The 15,673-nt window shown below is 71.9% G+C and carries 19 protein-coding genes; all 19 read right to left on the bottom strand.

Annotated features, from left to right (window positions below; genetic code table 11):
- Window positions 1–6: 6 nt before the first annotated feature.
- The 19 genes from IE98_RS0111475 to IE98_RS0111385 all read right to left on the bottom strand — a co-directional run bounded on the left by IE98_RS0111475 (window position 7) and on the right by IE98_RS0111385 (window position 15,555).
- Entirely contained in the window at window positions 7–3,366 is a 3,360-nt protein-coding gene (locus IE98_RS0111475) for a hypothetical protein (RefSeq protein ID WP_052390407.1), read from the bottom strand.
- 12 nt (window positions 3,367–3,378) lie between these two features.
- On the bottom strand, window positions 3,379–5,289 hold the full coding sequence (locus IE98_RS44475; RefSeq protein WP_052390406.1) for a phage tail tape measure protein: 1,911 nt from the start codon (window positions 5,287–5,289) through the stop codon (window positions 3,379–3,381).
- A gap of 90 nt (window positions 5,290–5,379) precedes the next feature.
- A complete protein-coding gene (locus IE98_RS0111465) occupies window positions 5,380–5,844 on the bottom strand; it encodes a hypothetical protein (protein WP_063748906.1) in 465 nt (154 codons plus the stop codon).
- A 10-nt stretch (window positions 5,845–5,854) separates the two neighbouring features.
- Window positions 5,855–6,334, bottom strand: coding sequence for a hypothetical protein (locus tag IE98_RS0111460; protein WP_234443507.1), 480 nt, complete (start codon window positions 6,332–6,334; stop codon window positions 5,855–5,857).
- Between the two features lie 17 nt (window positions 6,335–6,351).
- Window positions 6,352–6,753: a hypothetical protein gene (locus IE98_RS0111455; protein WP_043173980.1), complete on the bottom strand. Its 402-nt coding sequence runs from the start codon at window positions 6,751–6,753 to the stop codon at window positions 6,352–6,354.
- 21 nt (window positions 6,754–6,774) lie between these two features.
- Window positions 6,775–7,512: a hypothetical protein gene (locus IE98_RS0111450; protein ID WP_030267943.1), complete on the bottom strand. Its 738-nt coding sequence runs from the start codon at window positions 7,510–7,512 to the stop codon at window positions 6,775–6,777.
- Complete coding sequence (locus IE98_RS0111445; RefSeq protein ID WP_030267942.1) at window positions 7,512–7,961, bottom strand: hypothetical protein; 450 nt, start codon at window positions 7,959–7,961, stop codon at window positions 7,512–7,514. The genes IE98_RS0111450 and IE98_RS0111445 overlap by 1 nt, the downstream gene beginning before the upstream one ends.
- A gap of 10 nt (window positions 7,962–7,971) precedes the next feature.
- Complete coding sequence (locus IE98_RS0111440) at window positions 7,972–8,571, bottom strand: hypothetical protein (protein ID WP_030267941.1); 600 nt, start codon at window positions 8,569–8,571, stop codon at window positions 7,972–7,974.
- 3 nt (window positions 8,572–8,574) lie between these two features.
- Window positions 8,575–8,931, bottom strand: coding sequence for a hypothetical protein (locus IE98_RS0111435; protein ID WP_030267940.1), 357 nt, complete (start codon window positions 8,929–8,931; stop codon window positions 8,575–8,577).
- A 74-nt stretch (window positions 8,932–9,005) separates the two neighbouring features.
- The gene (locus tag IE98_RS44470; protein ID WP_052390405.1) at window positions 9,006–10,247 is read right to left on the bottom strand and encodes a phage major capsid protein; all 1,242 of its coding nucleotides are present in this window, start codon (window positions 10,245–10,247) and stop codon (window positions 9,006–9,008) included.
- A gap of 88 nt (window positions 10,248–10,335) precedes the next feature.
- Window positions 10,336–11,016, bottom strand: coding sequence for an HK97 family phage prohead protease (locus tag IE98_RS44465; RefSeq protein ID WP_052390404.1), 681 nt, complete (start codon window positions 11,014–11,016; stop codon window positions 10,336–10,338).
- 9 nt (window positions 11,017–11,025) lie between these two features.
- Complete coding sequence (locus tag IE98_RS0111420; protein WP_030267937.1) at window positions 11,026–12,204, bottom strand: phage portal protein; 1,179 nt, start codon at window positions 12,202–12,204, stop codon at window positions 11,026–11,028.
- Window positions 12,205–12,214: 10 nt separating this feature from the next.
- Window positions 12,215–13,720 (bottom strand): hypothetical protein, encoded by a 1,506-nt coding sequence (locus IE98_RS0111415; protein ID WP_030267936.1) that lies wholly within the window; start codon window positions 13,718–13,720, stop codon window positions 12,215–12,217.
- Window positions 13,641–13,904, bottom strand: coding sequence for a hypothetical protein (locus tag IE98_RS0111410; protein WP_159400886.1), 264 nt, complete (start codon window positions 13,902–13,904; stop codon window positions 13,641–13,643). Before IE98_RS0111410 ends, IE98_RS0111415 begins: the two co-directional genes overlap by 80 nt.
- 142 nt (window positions 13,905–14,046) lie before the next feature.
- Window positions 14,047–14,331: an HNH endonuclease gene (locus tag IE98_RS42335; protein ID WP_199922895.1), complete on the bottom strand. Its 285-nt coding sequence runs from the start codon at window positions 14,329–14,331 to the stop codon at window positions 14,047–14,049.
- Window positions 14,331–14,489, bottom strand: a complete 159-nt coding sequence (locus IE98_RS0111400) for a hypothetical protein (RefSeq protein WP_159400885.1) — start codon at window positions 14,487–14,489, stop codon at window positions 14,331–14,333. The genes IE98_RS42335 and IE98_RS0111400 overlap by 1 nt, the downstream gene beginning before the upstream one ends.
- A gap of 186 nt (window positions 14,490–14,675) precedes the next feature.
- The gene (locus IE98_RS0111395; RefSeq protein ID WP_030267932.1) at window positions 14,676–14,876 is read right to left on the bottom strand and encodes a hypothetical protein; all 201 of its coding nucleotides are present in this window, start codon (window positions 14,874–14,876) and stop codon (window positions 14,676–14,678) included.
- Window positions 14,877–14,890: 14 nt separating this feature from the next.
- Entirely contained in the window at window positions 14,891–15,304 is a 414-nt protein-coding gene (locus IE98_RS42330; protein WP_043173959.1) for a hypothetical protein, read from the bottom strand.
- Complete coding sequence (locus IE98_RS0111385) at window positions 15,271–15,555, bottom strand: hypothetical protein (RefSeq protein WP_234443506.1); 285 nt, start codon at window positions 15,553–15,555, stop codon at window positions 15,271–15,273. The genes IE98_RS42330 and IE98_RS0111385 overlap by 34 nt, the downstream gene beginning before the upstream one ends.
- Window positions 15,556–15,673 lie beyond the last annotated feature (118 nt).

The following is a 15,673-nucleotide window of genomic DNA, read 5'->3' as shown; positions in this document are numbered from 1 at the left end:
GGCCTCCTACAGGGCGAGGATCATGGGGGTGGCGAGGCGGACGTCGGCTCCGGCGGACTGGGCCTTGATGATGCCGTTGGCGGCCCGGGCGACGGTGAACGCCTGAGGGTTGGGCACCCGGAAGTCGTCGTAGTCGATGGTCACCGGCAGCGTGTTCGTGTTGCCGGTGGTGAGGATCGAGCGGCAGCCGACCTGACCGGCCGCGGTGAACGAGGCGTCCGTCGCGGTGACGTGCCAGTCGGTCGGCTCGACACCGGAGGCGAGCCAGGCGCGGGCGCGCAGGGTGGTGCCGTAGACCTGCCAGCGGATCGCGTACCGGGTGCCCGCCGCGTGGACGAGGCCGGGCACGGTGAGACTGGTCAGCAGGGTGTCCACGCCCGCCACCAGCTTGCGCAGGGCGAGAATCACGGTCTGCGTGGTCGTCATCTCGAACCGGCAGTAGTAGTAGTTCGAGGCGTCGACCAGGCGGGCCATCAGGGAAGCGTTCTGGCTGGCGCCGGTGGCGAGCGCGCTGCTGGAGACCGTGGCGTACAGCTCCAGGTCGGCGGTCGGCGCGGCGGCGGTGGTGCGCCGGGTGGCGTTGACGGTGCTGCAGGCGTGCCGGCCGGTGCCGCCGGACACGGAGTAGTCGGACGCGGAGCCGCCGCCGGTCGTCCAGGCCTGCCCGGAGTCTGCCGAGCCCCAGCTGCTGCTCGCGGTCCGGCCGAAGCTGTCCCGCACGCTGTGGTTGATCGCGGTGGCGGTGACGACCTCGCCGGCGATCAGCAGGTCGAGCGGCACCTCCGCCGGGTCGGTGGTCCACCGCTGTGAGTCCATGCTGGTGGTCTGGACGGTGAGCGCGGTGGCACCGCTGGTGGCAGCGACCGCGAGGGTGGAGCCGTCGGAGTCGAGCCGGCCGAGGGTGCCGTCGTCGAGCACGGCGACCTTCCACGGGCTGTAGGGCACGCAGTTGAACTCGATGTCCCAGTCCCACAGGCCGATGGTCTCGCTGGAGCCGAGGGCCATCTGGTCGATGGTGCCGGGCGGCAGCCAGGCCGGCGGGTGGGCGATGGTGACCCGGTCGCCGAGGCGGGCGGCCAGGATCGCGGGGATCAGGTGCGGGGCGGCCGCGAGGTCCACCCGGATCTTCGGGTACCGGTCCTCGTCGACGGTGCCCAGGTGCAGCCTCCACCCGGCGATGTGCACACACTGGGAGTCCTGGTACAGGCCGAGGGTGGTGCTGTCCTCGTACCGGCCGACGCCCGCGGGCGGGTCGAGGGTGGACAGCGTCCCGATGTCGAGGTCGACGCGCGCCGAGGATCCGCCGTCGCGCTTGATCTCGACGTCGTTGGAGACGTGCTGGTCGTCGTCGACGGGCTCCAGGTTCGGCGCGACCTCGCCGTTCGACGCGTAGTCCAGGGCCAGGGCTACGGGCTCGTTGTAGAGGCTGGTGCGGGTGGCGTAGGTCAGGCCGAGGTCGCCGAGCTGCTCGCCGAGGATCCCGCCGTCGGCGGCGGCCGCGGCGTCCAGGACGGACAGCAGGGTCGCCCTGGGCTGGATGCCGAGCCGCATCGTGTCGGAGGCCTGGCCGGTGTAGGTGAACCCGATCTGGTTCTCGGCGCAGAGCCGCACCAGCCGGTCGAGGGAGGTCTCCCCCGCCCAGCCGCCCATGGCCTGGGCGGTGTTGGTGTAGGCGGTGAGGTCGTCGGCGACGGCGATGTGGCCGACGACGGTGTCCCCCAGGGCCTGATCCTCGGCGACGGCCAGCGCGGTGATCTGGCCGACGGTCGCGGCCGCGAGCGTGCCGGTGGTCTGGCCCTCATCGATGCCGCCGTACAGGGTGAACGTCTGCCGCTGGACGCGCCAGTTGACGCTGCCAGCGGACTCGGTGAGCTCCAGCACGATGCTGGAGTCGACGCCGTTGACGGCGAAGCCGACCACGCCGGTGTCGAGCAGCGCCACACCGAGAGTGTTGAACGCCCGCAGCCGCAGGCCGGTGGGGGCGAGGGACAGCGTCCAGCGGGCGGCGGTGCCGGTGCCGGCCAGGGTGATGAGCCGCTGCTCGGTCGCGACTCCGGCCGCGGGCGGGCGGAGCCAGAAGCGCAGGGCGGTCTGGCCGGTGGCGGTGTAGGTGGGGAGCGTGCCGGAGGCGGTGGCGGTGCCCAGGGTCGGCATCGGCGCCGAGGGCAGCCAGTCCGCATAGGAGGCGGGCTTGGCGGTGCCGCTGATCGCCAGCGGGGCCGCACCCGCGATGGCCGAGGCGAACGCGGTGGAGAACTCGCCGTCCTCCATGGGCCAGTAGGCGACGATGTGGGTGCGGGCCGGACTCGAGAATTCCCGGAACATGGGGCTGCGGAGCGGGGTCTTGCCCTGGCCGAGGCGGCGCAGGATGCCGGCGGCCTCGATCGGCGTCCAGACGTCCTTGCCCGAGACGTCCCAGCGGGTCGGCCAGGTGGAGACCTCGCCGCAGAACCGGTGCCACAGGTCGGTGATGGTGGCGGGGACGTTGACGGTCCAGGTCCGGCCCGCCGAGTCGACCCAGGTGGTGGCGCCGACTGCCTGGGCGGTGAAGTCCGGTGCGGCCACCACGGTCCCGCCGATGCCGCTGCGGACCTCGGCGGCATGCACGCGCATGGTGGGCCGGCCGACACCGCCGTTTCCGGTCGCCCCGACCTGCAGTGGCGCGCTGGAGTTGAAGATGCTGGTGGTGCCGGCCGAGACGACCTGGGCGCCGACTTGGGTCCACGGGCCCGCGATGGACGGCGCGGTGTAGAACGTCACGGTCTTGCCGGTCGCGCCGTTGTCGACGTCGAGGGTGACCCGGGCGGCGAGGCGGCCGGAGCGCGGCGCGGCCACGGGCGCGGTGGCGATGACGTTGGTGAAGCCGGCGCCGGTGCCGTCGGTGGACCAGCCGAGCTGCAGGTAGCCGCTGGCGACGGTCAGGCGCCAGGCCCTCTGGTTGCCCACGACGTTCTCGTACTTGCCGAGGATCTCCGTCGGGGTGGGCTGCCACCACAGGGTGTCCGAGGTGGCCTCGACCCGGGCGTCCAGGTCGCCGGTGATGTCGAGCGCGGCGGTGTCCGGGGTCGAGGCGTTGCCGGCCCCCGGGACGTCGAGGTAGTGCGCCGCCCGGACCGACACCCGCAGCGGCGTGTTGCGGCCGATCAGGCCGTACAGCGGGCTGAGCGGGTTGCGCCGGGTGTACGTGCCGTCGGTGTTGTCCAGGCTCAGGCGGCACTTACCCGGGTCCGCGCGTGAGCCCTCGTCCGCGCGGCCGCGGTCGATGCTGATGCCGTCCCGGGCGAGGACGTCGCCGCTGATATCCGACCAGGTGGTGCCGGTCTTCAGGGCGACGACCACGCTCATCGGGTCCTGGGGGAACGCCACAGTGTCCTCCTGTCAGCCGGTGTTGAACGCAGTGCCGGCGTCGCCGCGGCCGTCGGAGCGGACGACAAGTCGGATCAGCCGGCGCATCTCCTCGGGCCCGGCGATCTCCACCCGCAGGACACCGCCCCCGCCGCCCGTGGCGCGGGATAGCGGGGTGACGGTCGCGCCGCTCGGCAGGGAGAGCCGCTCGGGGCCGTTCTCGCCGACGATGACGTCGCCGGAGCCGGTGATGTGGCCGCCCTTGGCGAGCATCGGCACGTGCGGGATGTGGAAGCTGCGGCCGCCAACGCCGGGCACCCAGTCCGGGACGGTGAACCCGAGCCCGCCGACGCTGTGGTTCCAGCCCCAGGCGACCATGTTGAATGCCCACTTGAACGGGGCCCAGATCATCTGGCCGACGAACGAGAAGGCATTTCCGATTCCCCGCGCCGCGGTCTTGATCCAGTCCCAGACCGACGATGCCCCAGCCTTGATCTGGTCCCAGTAGTGAGTGATCGCGAAAACAGCGAGACCGATGGGCCCGGTCAGGATGCCGAGCAGTAGCTTCCAGTTGTTGCTGATCCAGTCCCAGACGAATTTGATCAGGGCCCATACCCCGCTGAATGCCGCGGTGCAGATCGCCCGGAACGTCTCGCTGTTCTGGTAGAGCAGGACGAACCCGGCGATCAGCGCGGCCACACCGATGATGATCAGCCCGATCGGGTTGGCGGACATGGCCGCGTTCCACAGCCACTGGGCTGCGGTGGAGGCCATCTGAATGCCCTTCCACACCTGCTGGGCTGCGGACCAGGCCATCGTGGCGCCCTGCACCAGGAGGATCGCGCCGGCGATCGCGCCGAGCGTGATCGCCATCGGCTGCATGAACGACTGGTGGTCCATCGCGAACTGGACGAACTTCCCGCCGATGTCGGCCAGCTTGACCTGCACGTCTCGCTTGAACTGCTCCAGCGCGGCGGCGGGTGTGTCGTGGACGGTCTTGGCCATCTGGTCGGCCGCGCCGCCGACCTGCCCGAGTGCGGACACCGCCGAGCTCGGGTCGAGGGCGAAGAGCGCCTTGCCCAGGTCCTCGGACTGGGTTCCGAACAGCGCGGTCGCGGCGGCGGCCTGTGCCACCGGGTCCTTCATGGCCCGCAGCCGGTCGAGGGTGAGGTCGAGCGCGGCCGCGGCCGACGGCCCGCCCTTCCCGATCTCGGAGGCCATGGTCTTCGCGTTCAAGCCCACGGCCTTGAATCCGTCGGCGGTGCTCTGGCTGCCGTCGATCGCCCTGATCGAGAATTCCTTGACGGCGTCCGCGACCAGGTCCGCGTCGCGCGCGCCCGCCTTCAGGCCCTGGCTGATAAGGCCCGTTGCGGTCGCCCCGTCGAGGCCGACCTTCCTGAATTGCGTTCCATATTCATTCATCGTGTCCAACAGGTCACCGGCCTTGTCGGCGCCGGTCTGGAATCCACGAGTCAGAATGTCGAATGCCTCGTCCGCATTCTTGGCGAGTCCGGTCTTCAGCATCTGGCCGACGGCGGTGGTTACCCCGCCGACGTCCTGGTCCATGGTCTCCGCTAGGGCCATGGCCTTCGTGGTGACGCCCTGCAGGCCTCCCTGGGCGGTGGAGGTGTCGCCGATCTGCTGGTACACGCCGCGGATCGCTTCGTTGACGTCGGCGGTGCTCTCGCCCCAGGCGTCGCGGTAGACCGCCGCGGAGACCTTCGACGCCTCGGCGGCCTGGGCCGGGCCGAGGCCGAGCTGGGCGGTGAGCTTGGCCGCGCTCGACGACATGTCGAGGTTATCCGCGATGCCCTTGCCGAGGGCGCCCGCGACGGCCGCGGAGATGCCGGCCGCGGCGGTGGCCAGCTTGTCCTTCATCTTGCCGAGCGCGGCCGTGGCCCTGTCCCTGGCCACGAGGTTGAACACGAGGCTGGTGTCGGACACGGTCTCACCTCCTCGTTCTGGCGGCGGCCTTGGTGGTCTGCTCCTCGTACGAGTCGAGCCAGGCGAGGAGGTACTCCTCCTCCTCGACCGTCAGGCGCTGCCACTCCCACGGGCGGACGCCGAGGAGGTGCGACGCGTCGCCGAGGCGCCGGAAGCGGCGCTCGGCTGCGGGGCTTTTCCCTCGTCCTCCTCGAACGCCTCGGCGATCTCCTTGTCGAGCTGGGCGAGGATCGCGTCCCGCTGGCCGCTCGGGGCCTGCTCGGAGGCGTCGCGGCGGAACTCCTGCAGCTCGGCCTTCGAGTACTCGAAATCCAGCTCGTCCCACGCGAAGTCCACGTCGTCGAAGCGGAGCGCGGGGTGCTCGCGCTTGAGCATCACCCAGAGCAGCGCGCGGCGGCAGATGCTGGAGCCCTGCTGGACGTCGCCGACGAACTGGGCGTAGTTCCGGTCGGTGCGCTTCTCGATCGCTTCGCGCTCCGCGCTCATGAGCTTCTTCGGCTCGTACTTCCAGCGGCGGGGCTCCTCGGAGCCCTCCGGCTTGTACGTCAGGTACACGCACGTCTCCTTAACCGGCCCGCGAGCGGATGCGGCGGGCCATCGATTCCATGGCGTCCAGGACGGCCCGGCGGGCCTGCGGGGCAACGGGCTGCATCGCGCGGTCGAACCAGTCGACCTTGCCGTGCTGCACCCGCCAGCCGCGTCCCCAGGACTGGGTCCGCCAGCCCGCGGCTTGCTGGAGCCTCTTGGCCGCGTTCGCGAAGCCGCGGATGTTGGGGGTCTTCTTCGCCTTGACCCGGGCGCCGGACCACTTCCCGCCCAGCTTCACCTCGGGCCTGATCTTGCGGGCGACGCCGGCCCGCAGCGCGGGGGACGCGGTGGAGTTCGCCGTGACGGCCATGACGGCCGCCTTGGCGTCAGCCACCGCGGGCTTCAGCGCGTCCCTCATGTTGCGGGCGAGTTCCTTGCGGAGCTCCTTGCCGTCCTCCTCGGCGCGAAGGGCGCGCACCAGGGCGTCCAGGCCCTCGGTGTCGACGCTGACTTCCACCGGCGGGTCGGTCGCCATCAGCTGGTCGCGCGGGTGACGGCGCCGGAGGTGGGGAAGGTGACGCCCTGGGTGGCCTCGTCGCCGATGCTGCCGCTGATCGGGGCGAGCTCCTTCACCAGGCAGCTCCCCGTCCACTTCGGGTTCGAGGTGCCGACGACCGCCTGGGTCGGCCTCACCTCGAACGGCACGACGGTGCCGAACAGGGGCCACATGATCGCGTCGAGCTGGCCGGCGGCGAAGTCGGTGATCCACTCGATCGCGAGCGACCCGCTCTTCAGGCCGCCGATCACGACCTTCCAGCCAAGGCTGCTGTAGGTGGTGACGTCCTTCTCTTCCACCTCCACCGCCACCTCGCACTTGCGTGTGAAGGCGGAGAGGTCGTTGCCGCTGATCGACAGGTATTCGCTGGTGAGAACCATGGTGGGCACGGTGATGCCTCCTCAGATGATGCCGAGCGCGGCGGCGAACGTGAACGATGGGCCGGTGCCGGTGATGCTCCAGGCGATCCGCCACCAGTCGTCCGTGATGGCAGAGCCGTCGGTGCGCAGAGCCTGGCCGCCCTGGGCGGTCGCGGCGTTGAAGGTGAGCCGGGTCGTGGCGCTGGTGAAGCCGGCGTTGTCGTCGCTCTCCACGCGGGCGGTGATGGTGGGGGCGGCGGTGCCGGCCACCGAGAGCACGTGGAGGTTGGCGTACAGGCGGCGGCCGGCGGTGAGGGCGCCGAGCTGCTGCGCGGTGCCGGTGCCGGACGAGGACCGGGCGGTTCCCGGGGGGTGGGCGATCTGGCCGCGGGCGAGCGGCCAGGCGCCGGATCCCTTGGACGACCACGGGGCGAGCTCGCCGACCTCGCCGAGGAGGCTGTAGTCGCAGCGGAGCATCTGTGTGAAGTAGGCGAGGGAGCCGAGGGCCGCGGTGTCCGGGCAGACGGTCCACGGGCCGACGCCGCCGAGCGTCGCCCACGCGACGTCATCGATGAGGCCGGGGTCGCCGGCCTCCCACAGGCCCTCTCCCTGGATCGAGCTGGACGCCAGCCCGCCCTTCGGGGCCTTCCAGCCGCCGGAGCCGAACGTGGTGCCGTCCTTCTCTTCGACCTCGGACTGCAGCTCGACCTTGTTGGAGGAGCCGGTGAGGTCGGCGCCGGCGGTGAACAGCCTCACGTTGGTGAGGATGATGGCGGTCATCAGGAGTCCCCCCGTCCGATCACGCGGATGACGATCTCGGCGCCGACGTACTCGGTGCCCTGGTGCTCGTACCAGCGGTAGGCCTGGACGCGCTCGATGTGGAGGTCGTGCGCGAGACCGCCCAGCGCGGCCTCGCCGGGGGCGCCGCGGGCGGCCTCGATCGCGGCCTTCAGCGAGGCGGGCCCGGCGCCGGAGAGCATGGCGTCGAGGACGGCCTGGGCACGCTGGTCGTCCTGACGTCCGACCAGGACGCGACAGGTCAGCTGCAGGGCGTCCAGGCCGCGCCCCATCGTCTTGTCGTACTCGACCTCGACGTCCGCGATGAAGAACGCGGGCTCGGTGACCGAGTCGGGGACGTAGCCCGTGGCCACGAGCCGGCCTGCCTTCGGGGGCAGGGCGACGGTGGCGGCGGCCGCCGCGATGGCGGCGCGGACGTCGGCGATCTGCAACGGTGCCTCCTTATCCGAAGCCGGGCAGGATGAAGTGTTCGAGCAGCGCCCACACGTCCGGGTCGCGCCGGCTGAGCCGGACGACGCCCCACTCCGCGCTGCCGGTGACCCCCTCCGGGCTGTCCTTGCGGCGGTAGAGCCGCATGGCCTGGGTGAGGGCGGCCTGGGCGATGTCGTCCGGGACGGCGGGCCAGCCCCACCGGGCGGTGACCCGCACGCGGGCGGTGCCGCACCCCCACGACCCGGCGGGCAGGAGCAGGGCCTCGACGGGCCGGCCGCGGACGAGGGCGTTGTCCGGGGCGGTCTCCCAGCCGGTGACGGTGGACCAGGAGCCGCCGGAGCCGGTCTCCACGAGCAGGCCGGCGGTGTCGCCGATGTCGTCGATGATCAGCTTCTCGCCGGAGTCGGTCATGACGGTGCGGCCGTCGGGGCGGTAGGTGCGCGCGGTGGCCGTGTCGTCGAGGTAGAACCGGCGGCCGGTCGCGCGGTCGATGCTGCGGCAGGCCGACCGGAGCGCCTTGCCCAGCAGGTTGTCCCGCTCGGTGTCGTCGTCCGGGACCTTCAGGGCGTCCCGGAGGTCGGCGAGGGTGACGTACTCCGTGTCGGCCACCGGTCAGCCCTCGCGGACGATGTTGCCCTCGCCGTCGCGGGGCAGGCGCGGGCGGCCGCGGCCGCGCTTCGGCTCCTCCTCGGCGGCTTCCGCCGGGGGCCCCTCGGCGGTGTCGGCCTCGGGGGCGCCATCACCGTCGCCCTGGTCCTCGTCGTTCTTTTCGGTGCCGCCGTCCGGGCCGGAGCCGACGGAGCCCTCGGGCTCCTGGTCCTGGCCGTCCTCGTCGTCGGCCGGTTCGGCGGTGCGCTGGGCGATGTGCTGGGCGGCCTCGTCGTCGGGCAGGTCGATGGTGTGGCCGCGGGGCGGCCAGGGCTGGCCGTCGCGGGTGCCGGAGATGCTGGCGAGCATGCGGACGCGCACGGGTCCTCCTGGTGTGCGTGGTGGCGGGGGAAGGGGGCGGCGCCCCGGGACGGCCCGGGGCGCCGCAGGGCGGGTCAGGTCGCCGCGCCGGCGAAGTACTTGATGGAGCCGGTGGTGTCGACCTGGTCGCCGTCGCCGCGCAGGATCGCGCGGTAGGTGATCAGGTCGGTGTTGAACGCGTAGTCGTCCGAGCGCTCGAACCGGATGGACTCGACCTGCCGGACGAAGTACGTGGAGAAGTCGCCGAAGAGAATGCTCTTGGCGGTGGTCGCCACGGCGGGCATGTTCGGGTCGGTCCGCAGCGGCTTGTCGAGGATGGTGTCGGGCGAGCCGGCCAGGCCGGGGACCCACAGGTACTGGCCGGTGGTGTCCTTCAGCTTGCGCACCGCGGCCACGGTGGCGTCCCGCATCAGCCAGCTGCAGGACGAGCTGTTCCGGTACGGGCCGATGACCGAGTAGAAGAGGTCGATCAGGTCGTCGCCGCCGGGGGCGCCGACCACGCCGGTGGATCCGGTCTTGCCGAGGCTCGCGGCGGTCAGCACGCCGTTCGGCTTGCTGGAGCCGTCGCCGGTGACCAGGTGGACACCGAACCCGTTGCCGAGTGCGCGGCCGGCCTGCCGGGCGAGGTAGCCGAGCAGGTCCACCGCGGTGTCGTTCGCCAGCTCGTGGCTGACCTGCAGCAGGAACCCGTACTTGTAGGAGTCGAGGGCGACCTGGCCGAACGTCGGCTCGTTGGCGTTGAGAGTGCCGGCCTCCGCGACGATGCTCGCCGAGGCGGAGTGCGCGGTGGTCTTGGGGACCTGGATCTGCTCGCCGGTGCTGGTGGTGAGCACGGTCGGGCCCGCGGCGAGGACGCCGGAGACCTCGATCATGTGCTCCACGAGCTGGCGGTAGAAGGAGATCGGGACGGTGTTGGCGCCGGCGCCCGCGGAGAGCTTGGACAGGGTGCGCTGGTCGAGCGGCATCGGGCCGTCGGGGCGGATCTCGAAGGACCGGCCGGACTGGCCGGTGAGCCACTTGCGGACGGCCTCCGCCTCGCCGCCCGGGGCGTCGCCGCCGGCCGGGTTGCGGCGCTCGGCGGGCTTGGCGAGGAGCTCGGCGAAGGCGGCCTCGGCGTCCGCGGCGCGCTGCTCGGCGGCGCGCATGTCCTGCACGCGGCCGTCGATGGCGTCGAGGTCCGCGTTCATCCGCTGGTAGGACTGCTCCTCCTCGGCGGTGAGGTCGCGGCTCTCGGCCTCGGCCGCGTCGAGCAGGGCCTTGGCCTGCTCCCAGATGTTGGCTCGGCGCTCCTGCAGCCGGGCGATGAAGTCGGGCACGGTGCCTCCTGGGCATGACGGTGGCGCCCTCGGCGTCGGGCCGGGGCACGCTGTGGGCTGGGTGTGTCGAGGTGGGGGTCGCCCTGCCTCAGGGGGTGCGGCGCTTGAGGAGCTCGGCGCGCCGCTGCCGGATGGCCACGAGCGGGTGGGTTTCGCCCTGCCCGCTGCGGCCGGTGTCGATGACGGTCGGTGGCTTGGGGCCGAGGAACCGGCGGAGCTCGCCGGCCTCGGCGGCCGCCCGGACCTCGGCAAGTTCGGCGCCGGCCCGCTCCGCGAGGGAGCGCAGGCCGGTGTCGGTGTCGAGGTACGCGGGGGAGTTGACGGGGGCGACGTCGACCAGCTGGCCGGACAGCAGGGTCCGCAGCGGGAAGTCCTGGTCGGTCATCGACCAGTCGTCCTCGAAGGTGAAGAACGCGAACGAGGAGCGGGTGACGTCGCCGCGCTGGACGAGCTCGTACACGTCGGCGCGGGACGATGGCAGGGCGGCCTCGTAGTCCAGGCCGGTGCCGTCCACGGTGAGCCGCAGCGTTCCGCCGGCGACCGTGCCGAGGAGGAAGTCGTCGTCGTGGTTGTAGCGGGCCATCGCCTCGGGCCAGCCGTCGCCCTCCGACTTGGCGAAGAACCCCGGGTCGACCCGCTCAACGAACCCTCCCAGGTTGCGGGACAGGCGGTTGAACTTGGCGGCGTACCCGCCGATGGTCATCGTCTGGCCGCCGTCCGCGCGGACCTCGACCAGGCCGCGCGCCGTGCGGCGCTCTGCCGTACTCATCAGGCCCTCCTAGGCCGCGTTGGAGACGGCCGCGGGCAGCGGGCCGTAGTGGTTGCCGAGCGCACTGTCCGGCAGCGGAGAGAGGTTCTCGATCGCGCGGACCTCGTCGCGGTTCCGCCAGCCCTGGTCCAGGGCCATGCCGTGCGCGTTGTACCGGTCGAGGATCGAGGTGCGGATCATCGCGTCGACGTTGAACCGGACGGACTCGGCGCCGGGCATCAGCGCGGACAGGGCGCCCTCCAGCCGGACCAGCCACGGGCGGAGCGTGAGCGTGATCAGGTTGTTGGCCTCCTGCTCGATGTTGGCGTACGTCATCGAGCCGCCCGAGTCGCCGCCGGCCATGGTCGGCGGGACACCCCAGATCGCGGCGATCTGGCTGGCGTTGAGCCGCATCGTCTCGATGAACTGGCTCTCTTCCGGGCTGACGGACAGCGCGGTGAAGTCCCAGTCGGAGCCGATCACGAGCGGCTTGCGGGAGCGGATCCGCGCCGAGACGCGATCGCTGATCGCCTCGCTCTCCTCCGGAGTGATGGTCTTCGAGGCGTTCTTCAGGACGGACGGCGGCGTGCCGCCGTTGGTGAACCAGGACAGGCCGTAGTCGGTGGTCTGCAGGCCGACGCCGATGGTGCGGGCGAACACCTGCACCGGGGACAGGCCGACGACCCGGCCGGGCAGCACCACCCACGGAATGTGGACGATGTCGCGCGTGCGCACCTCGCGGCCGCGCCAGTAGTAGACGGGCCGGGTCGGCACGGTCTCGTCGACGTACACCTCGTCGGGGCTGAGCCACTCGATCGCGGTAGGGAAGCCGAACGTGTCCCGCTGGGTGATCAGCCCGTAGGCGTTGCCGCGCAGGGCCATCGACAGGATGCACTTCTGCAGCCAGACGTAGAGGCTGTCGACGGCGGCCGGCGCCCACAGCAGCTGCGGGACGTAGGAGACGGGCTCACGGCTGTCGCCGTTGCGGCGGTACAGCTGCAGCGGCAGCGAGGCGATCTGCTCGGAGATCAGCCGCACGCACGCGAACACGGGGATCAGGGAGATCGCGCGCTCGGTGGACACCTGGCCGGCGGCCGGCCCGCCGGACGCCCAGGGCAGCGAGGTGATCGCCCGGGTGGCGAGCTGGCCGACCCAGCGGAACGGGGCACCGAGCGCCCGGCCCCAGCGGGCCATGCGGGTGTCCTTCACGGTCTCCTCCTCACAGGACGGAGCTCAGTACGTCGTAGTCGTCGGCGACCAGGTGCGCGCGCACCTCGTACGCCCAGCGGGCATGGGTCAGGGCGACCAGCGGGGAGATGTCGACCGTGCTGATCCGCCGGCCCCAGGCCCAGGAGTCGCCGAGCGTGCGGGTCTTGGCACCGCGGATGGCGGTGGTCACCTCGGGCTGGTCGATGTGGCGGACCGTCTGCTGCGCGATGGCGTCGACCAGCTGGCCGCACGCGGCGGCGACGTCCTGCGCGGTCGGGATCGCGAGGTCTCCTCGACGCGGCGCCTCGGGATCCTCTGGTGTGCGGATGCCCACCTTGTCCAGGGGGACGACCAGGGAACCGGCCGGGCCCTTGATGTCCAGGCCGATGGCCACCGGGTCCCAGCGATCGGCGAGCTGCACCAAGCGGTCCACCACCCAGTCCGTGCCGGGCCTGCGGTCGACGACCTCCAGGTGCCCGAGGCCGTCCGCGCGCAGCCCGTAGACCGCGATGCTCGCCCAGTCCCTGCTCGGGGTGACGTCGACGGCGAACGCGACGTCACCGGTGCGGGTCGACTCGACGTCGGCCAGCTGGTCCCACAGGTCCAGGTCGATGACACCGTTGCCCTCCGTCAGTCGGGGCAGCCACGCGCCGAGCCGCTCGATCATGAACTTATCGCCCAAGCCGGACGGCAGGGACTCGCCGCGGACGAACTCCTCGGTGATCCGGCCGCCCAGCGCGGGGTTGCAGGCGTACCAGAGGTCGACGTCGGCGGCCGCCTGCTTGCGGTGCTCCGGGTCGGTGGGGTCGAGGTCCGTGCCCCAGTCGAGGTGCATCATTCGCGGGTCGGCGCCGGCCTCACCGTCCGCCTTCAGGTCGTACGCCCAGGCGTCCGCGGTCTCCGGCGGGGTGCCGAAGAACCAGATCTGCGGGTCGGGGCGCGCGCTCATGGTGGGCAGCAGGGCGGCCATCTGGGCGGCGGTGATCTCCTGCGCCTCGTCCAACACGTTCTTGTCGCCGGAGAAGCCGCGGCCGGACCCCCTGCTGCGGGCGATGAACTTCAGACGGCCGCCGCCGGCGGACTTGCGGAGCTCGATGCCCTGCTCGCCGTTGGCCTGCCAGTACTTGTGGACGCGCCGGTCGAGGTCCGGGGTGTTCTCCACCAGCTCGCGGATCCGGCGGTACGCCTCCTCGGCAGTCTTGTACTCGTGGGCGGAGTGCATGATCAGCCGCTCGCGGGTGAGGAACAGCCAGCCGAGCTCCAGCGCCTCGACCACGCCGCCCTTCCCGTTCTGCCGCGGGATCCAGACGGAGTTCTTGAAGGACGCCCACCGGCCGTCCGCCCGCTCGCCCAGACCGTGCATCAGGATGTACCGCTGGAAGGGGTCGAGGAACAAGCCGGCCGAGGCGGCGAGGTCGGCGAACTCCTCGCCCGCGCTACTGACCACTCCGTCCGGCAGCGTCGCCACCCTGGGCTTCTGCGCGCCGCGCCGCTCGCCGTGCGTCGAGCTCGTCAAGGACAGACACCTCCCGTCCGCCTGGCAGCGATTCGAGCTCGGCGAGGGTCGCTCTCAGCTCCTTGGACAGCACAGCGGCGGCCGGGCCGACGGTCTCGGCGAGCTCGCGGGCGAGCTGGTCGCGGATCGCCTCCAGCGTCGCCCGGCGGTCGCCGGAGGCCGCGGCGTGCTCCACCTTGCTCATGATCCACACCGCCTCGATTTCACGGGGAGAGAGACGGAAGACTTGGGCGCGGGGCCGACCGGGCCCCCACCCAAAAAATCGGACCCGGCAAACCCGCAGGTCAGAGTGTTGACAAACATGCAGGTCAGAGGCCTGTTGATTTTCACCAGGCCTGAGAGGTCCGCACCGCGTAGGTGACCGGCCGGTTGCCTCGCTCGGTGTTGCAGGCCCGGCCGCACACCGGGCACCGGGCGTTCGCGCCGTGCGCCGGCCGCATCGCGTGCGGGTCGATCGGCTGCTCGCAGTCGAGGGACACGGGGACGAGGTGGTCGGCCTCGCCCGCGCCGTGGTGCCCGCAGATGTGGCAGGTGTCGCCGTAGATCGCGAACATCTGGGCACGGGCCCGGCGGTACGGGCGGCCGGCCCGGTGCTTCCCGCGGCGTGCCATCATCCCCTCCCCGCCCGATAGGCGCGGCACCGTGTGTCGCCGCAGTCGATCAGGTTGGGGTCCGAGTACGTCTCGACCAGGGGCAGCCCTGCGGCGAGGAGCTCGGCGACAGCGCCGGGGCGGATGCCGGTCTCCTCTTCCAGCCGGGCGATCCTCATAGGCGAGGCCTTGCTGTGGGTGAGGCACGGCCGGGGCCGTCGGCTAAGCCAGGGCACCGGTCCTCCTGGGTGTGCTGACGGGGCGGGGCTGCCGGAGTCTCAACGCCGCGCGACGGTCTGGGCTCTGTGGCCGACGTGCCGCCAGGCGCAGCGCCAGAGCAGCTGCACAGCGCCGCCCCGTCAGGTCTATGGGTTCTCCAGGTCAGCCGCGCGGGCGGCCTTCTCGGCGCGGGGCAGGGACGCGAGGAAGTCATCGAGCAGCTCGGCCGCATCGTCCAGTTCGTCGGGCATCGGTGGGCGGCTGCAGGAGTAGTGACCTCCGCACCCGGTGCCCTCGGCGATCAGACGGATCAGCTCGTCCCGGGTTGGCGGTTCGGTGGTGGCCATGGTCTCCTCCTCGGTCAGAGCTCGATGCGGTGCTGCTCGGCGATCGCCATGATCTCGGCGAGCGGCAGCCAGCCGGTGATCGTGCCGCAGTTGCAGGCGAGGCAGGCCCGGCCGGTCCTGGTGTCGTGGCCCCAGCCCAGGTGGCCGTTCGGACTGGCCTGGTACTGCTGGATGATCGATGCGTTGTGCGGTGGGCGGGGCCCGGACGCTCGCGGTTCGGTGTGCTCCTGGGCGAGGCGGACGATCTCCTCGACCGGCTGCCAGCCGGTGACTGTGCCGCAGTTGCAGACCAGGCAGGCCCGGCGGGTGTCCTCCCAGGTGGCCCAGCCGTCCTCCGGTGTGCCGGCCTTCAGTTGGCGCGTGATGGTCGCGCGGTGCGGGAAGGCGGTGGCGCTCATGAGCGGGCCGGCCAGGCCCAGGTGCCCCACTCGGCGCCCTCAGTCCGGCTGGTCGCCCAGTAGGCGTCCGCGCCGTCGAGGCTCACCTGGAGGTTGACAGAGGTGGGCCAGACGGCGACGACCTGGGCCGGGTAGGTCTGGCCGGGCAGCGCGTAGTTGCCGAGGGTGGAGACGTCGACCCGGTCCCGGTTGGCGCGGCCAGCGCGGCGGCGGTTGATGATCGCGGCGTCCTGCTCGCTGAGGGTGTAGTGGACGACTCGGCCGAGGGTGGGCAGGGGCACTGGTGGCCTCCGGGGCGCAGCGGTGGGGGAACGCCGAAGGCCCCGCGGCTACTGCTCGGCCGCGGGGCCTTCGGTGGAGTCTGGGTTGCGTCCGGGCACGCCGGACTTGGGCGCCACT

The sequence above is a fragment of the Streptomyces sp. NRRL B-24484 genome, assembly GCF_000717715.1.
In the GTDB taxonomy this organism is placed as follows: Bacteria; Actinomycetota; Actinomycetes; order Streptomycetales; family Streptomycetaceae; genus Kitasatospora.
This window is presented reverse-complemented; position numbering and strand designations above follow the sequence as displayed.

What these genes read in the sequence shown, in the direction of transcription:
- IE98_RS0111455 (WP_043173980.1), bottom strand. Translation starts at nt 6,753, where the DNA reads ATGGTTCTCACCAGCGAATACCTGTCGATCAGCGGCAACGACCTCTCC.
- IE98_RS0111450 (WP_030267943.1), bottom strand. Translation starts at nt 7,512, where the DNA reads ATGACCGCCATCATCCTCACCAACGTGAGGCTGTTCACCGCCGGCGCC.
- IE98_RS44465 (WP_052390404.1), bottom strand. Translation starts at nt 11,016, where the DNA reads ATGAGTACGGCAGAGCGCCGCACGGCGCGCGGCCTGGTCGAGGTCCGC.
- IE98_RS0111410 (WP_159400886.1), bottom strand. Translation starts at nt 13,904, where the DNA reads ATGAGCAAGGTGGAGCACGCCGCGGCCTCCGGCGACCGCCGGGCGACG.
- IE98_RS42335 (WP_199922895.1), bottom strand. Translation starts at nt 14,331, where the DNA reads ATGGCACGCCGCGGGAAGCACCGGGCCGGCCGCCCGTACCGCCGGGCC.
- IE98_RS0111400 (WP_159400885.1), bottom strand. Translation starts at nt 14,489, where the DNA reads ATGAGGATCGCCCGGCTGGAAGAGGAGACCGGCATCCGCCCCGGCGCT.
- IE98_RS0111395 (WP_030267932.1), bottom strand. Translation starts at nt 14,876, where the DNA reads ATGGCCACCACCGAACCGCCAACCCGGGACGAGCTGATCCGTCTGATC.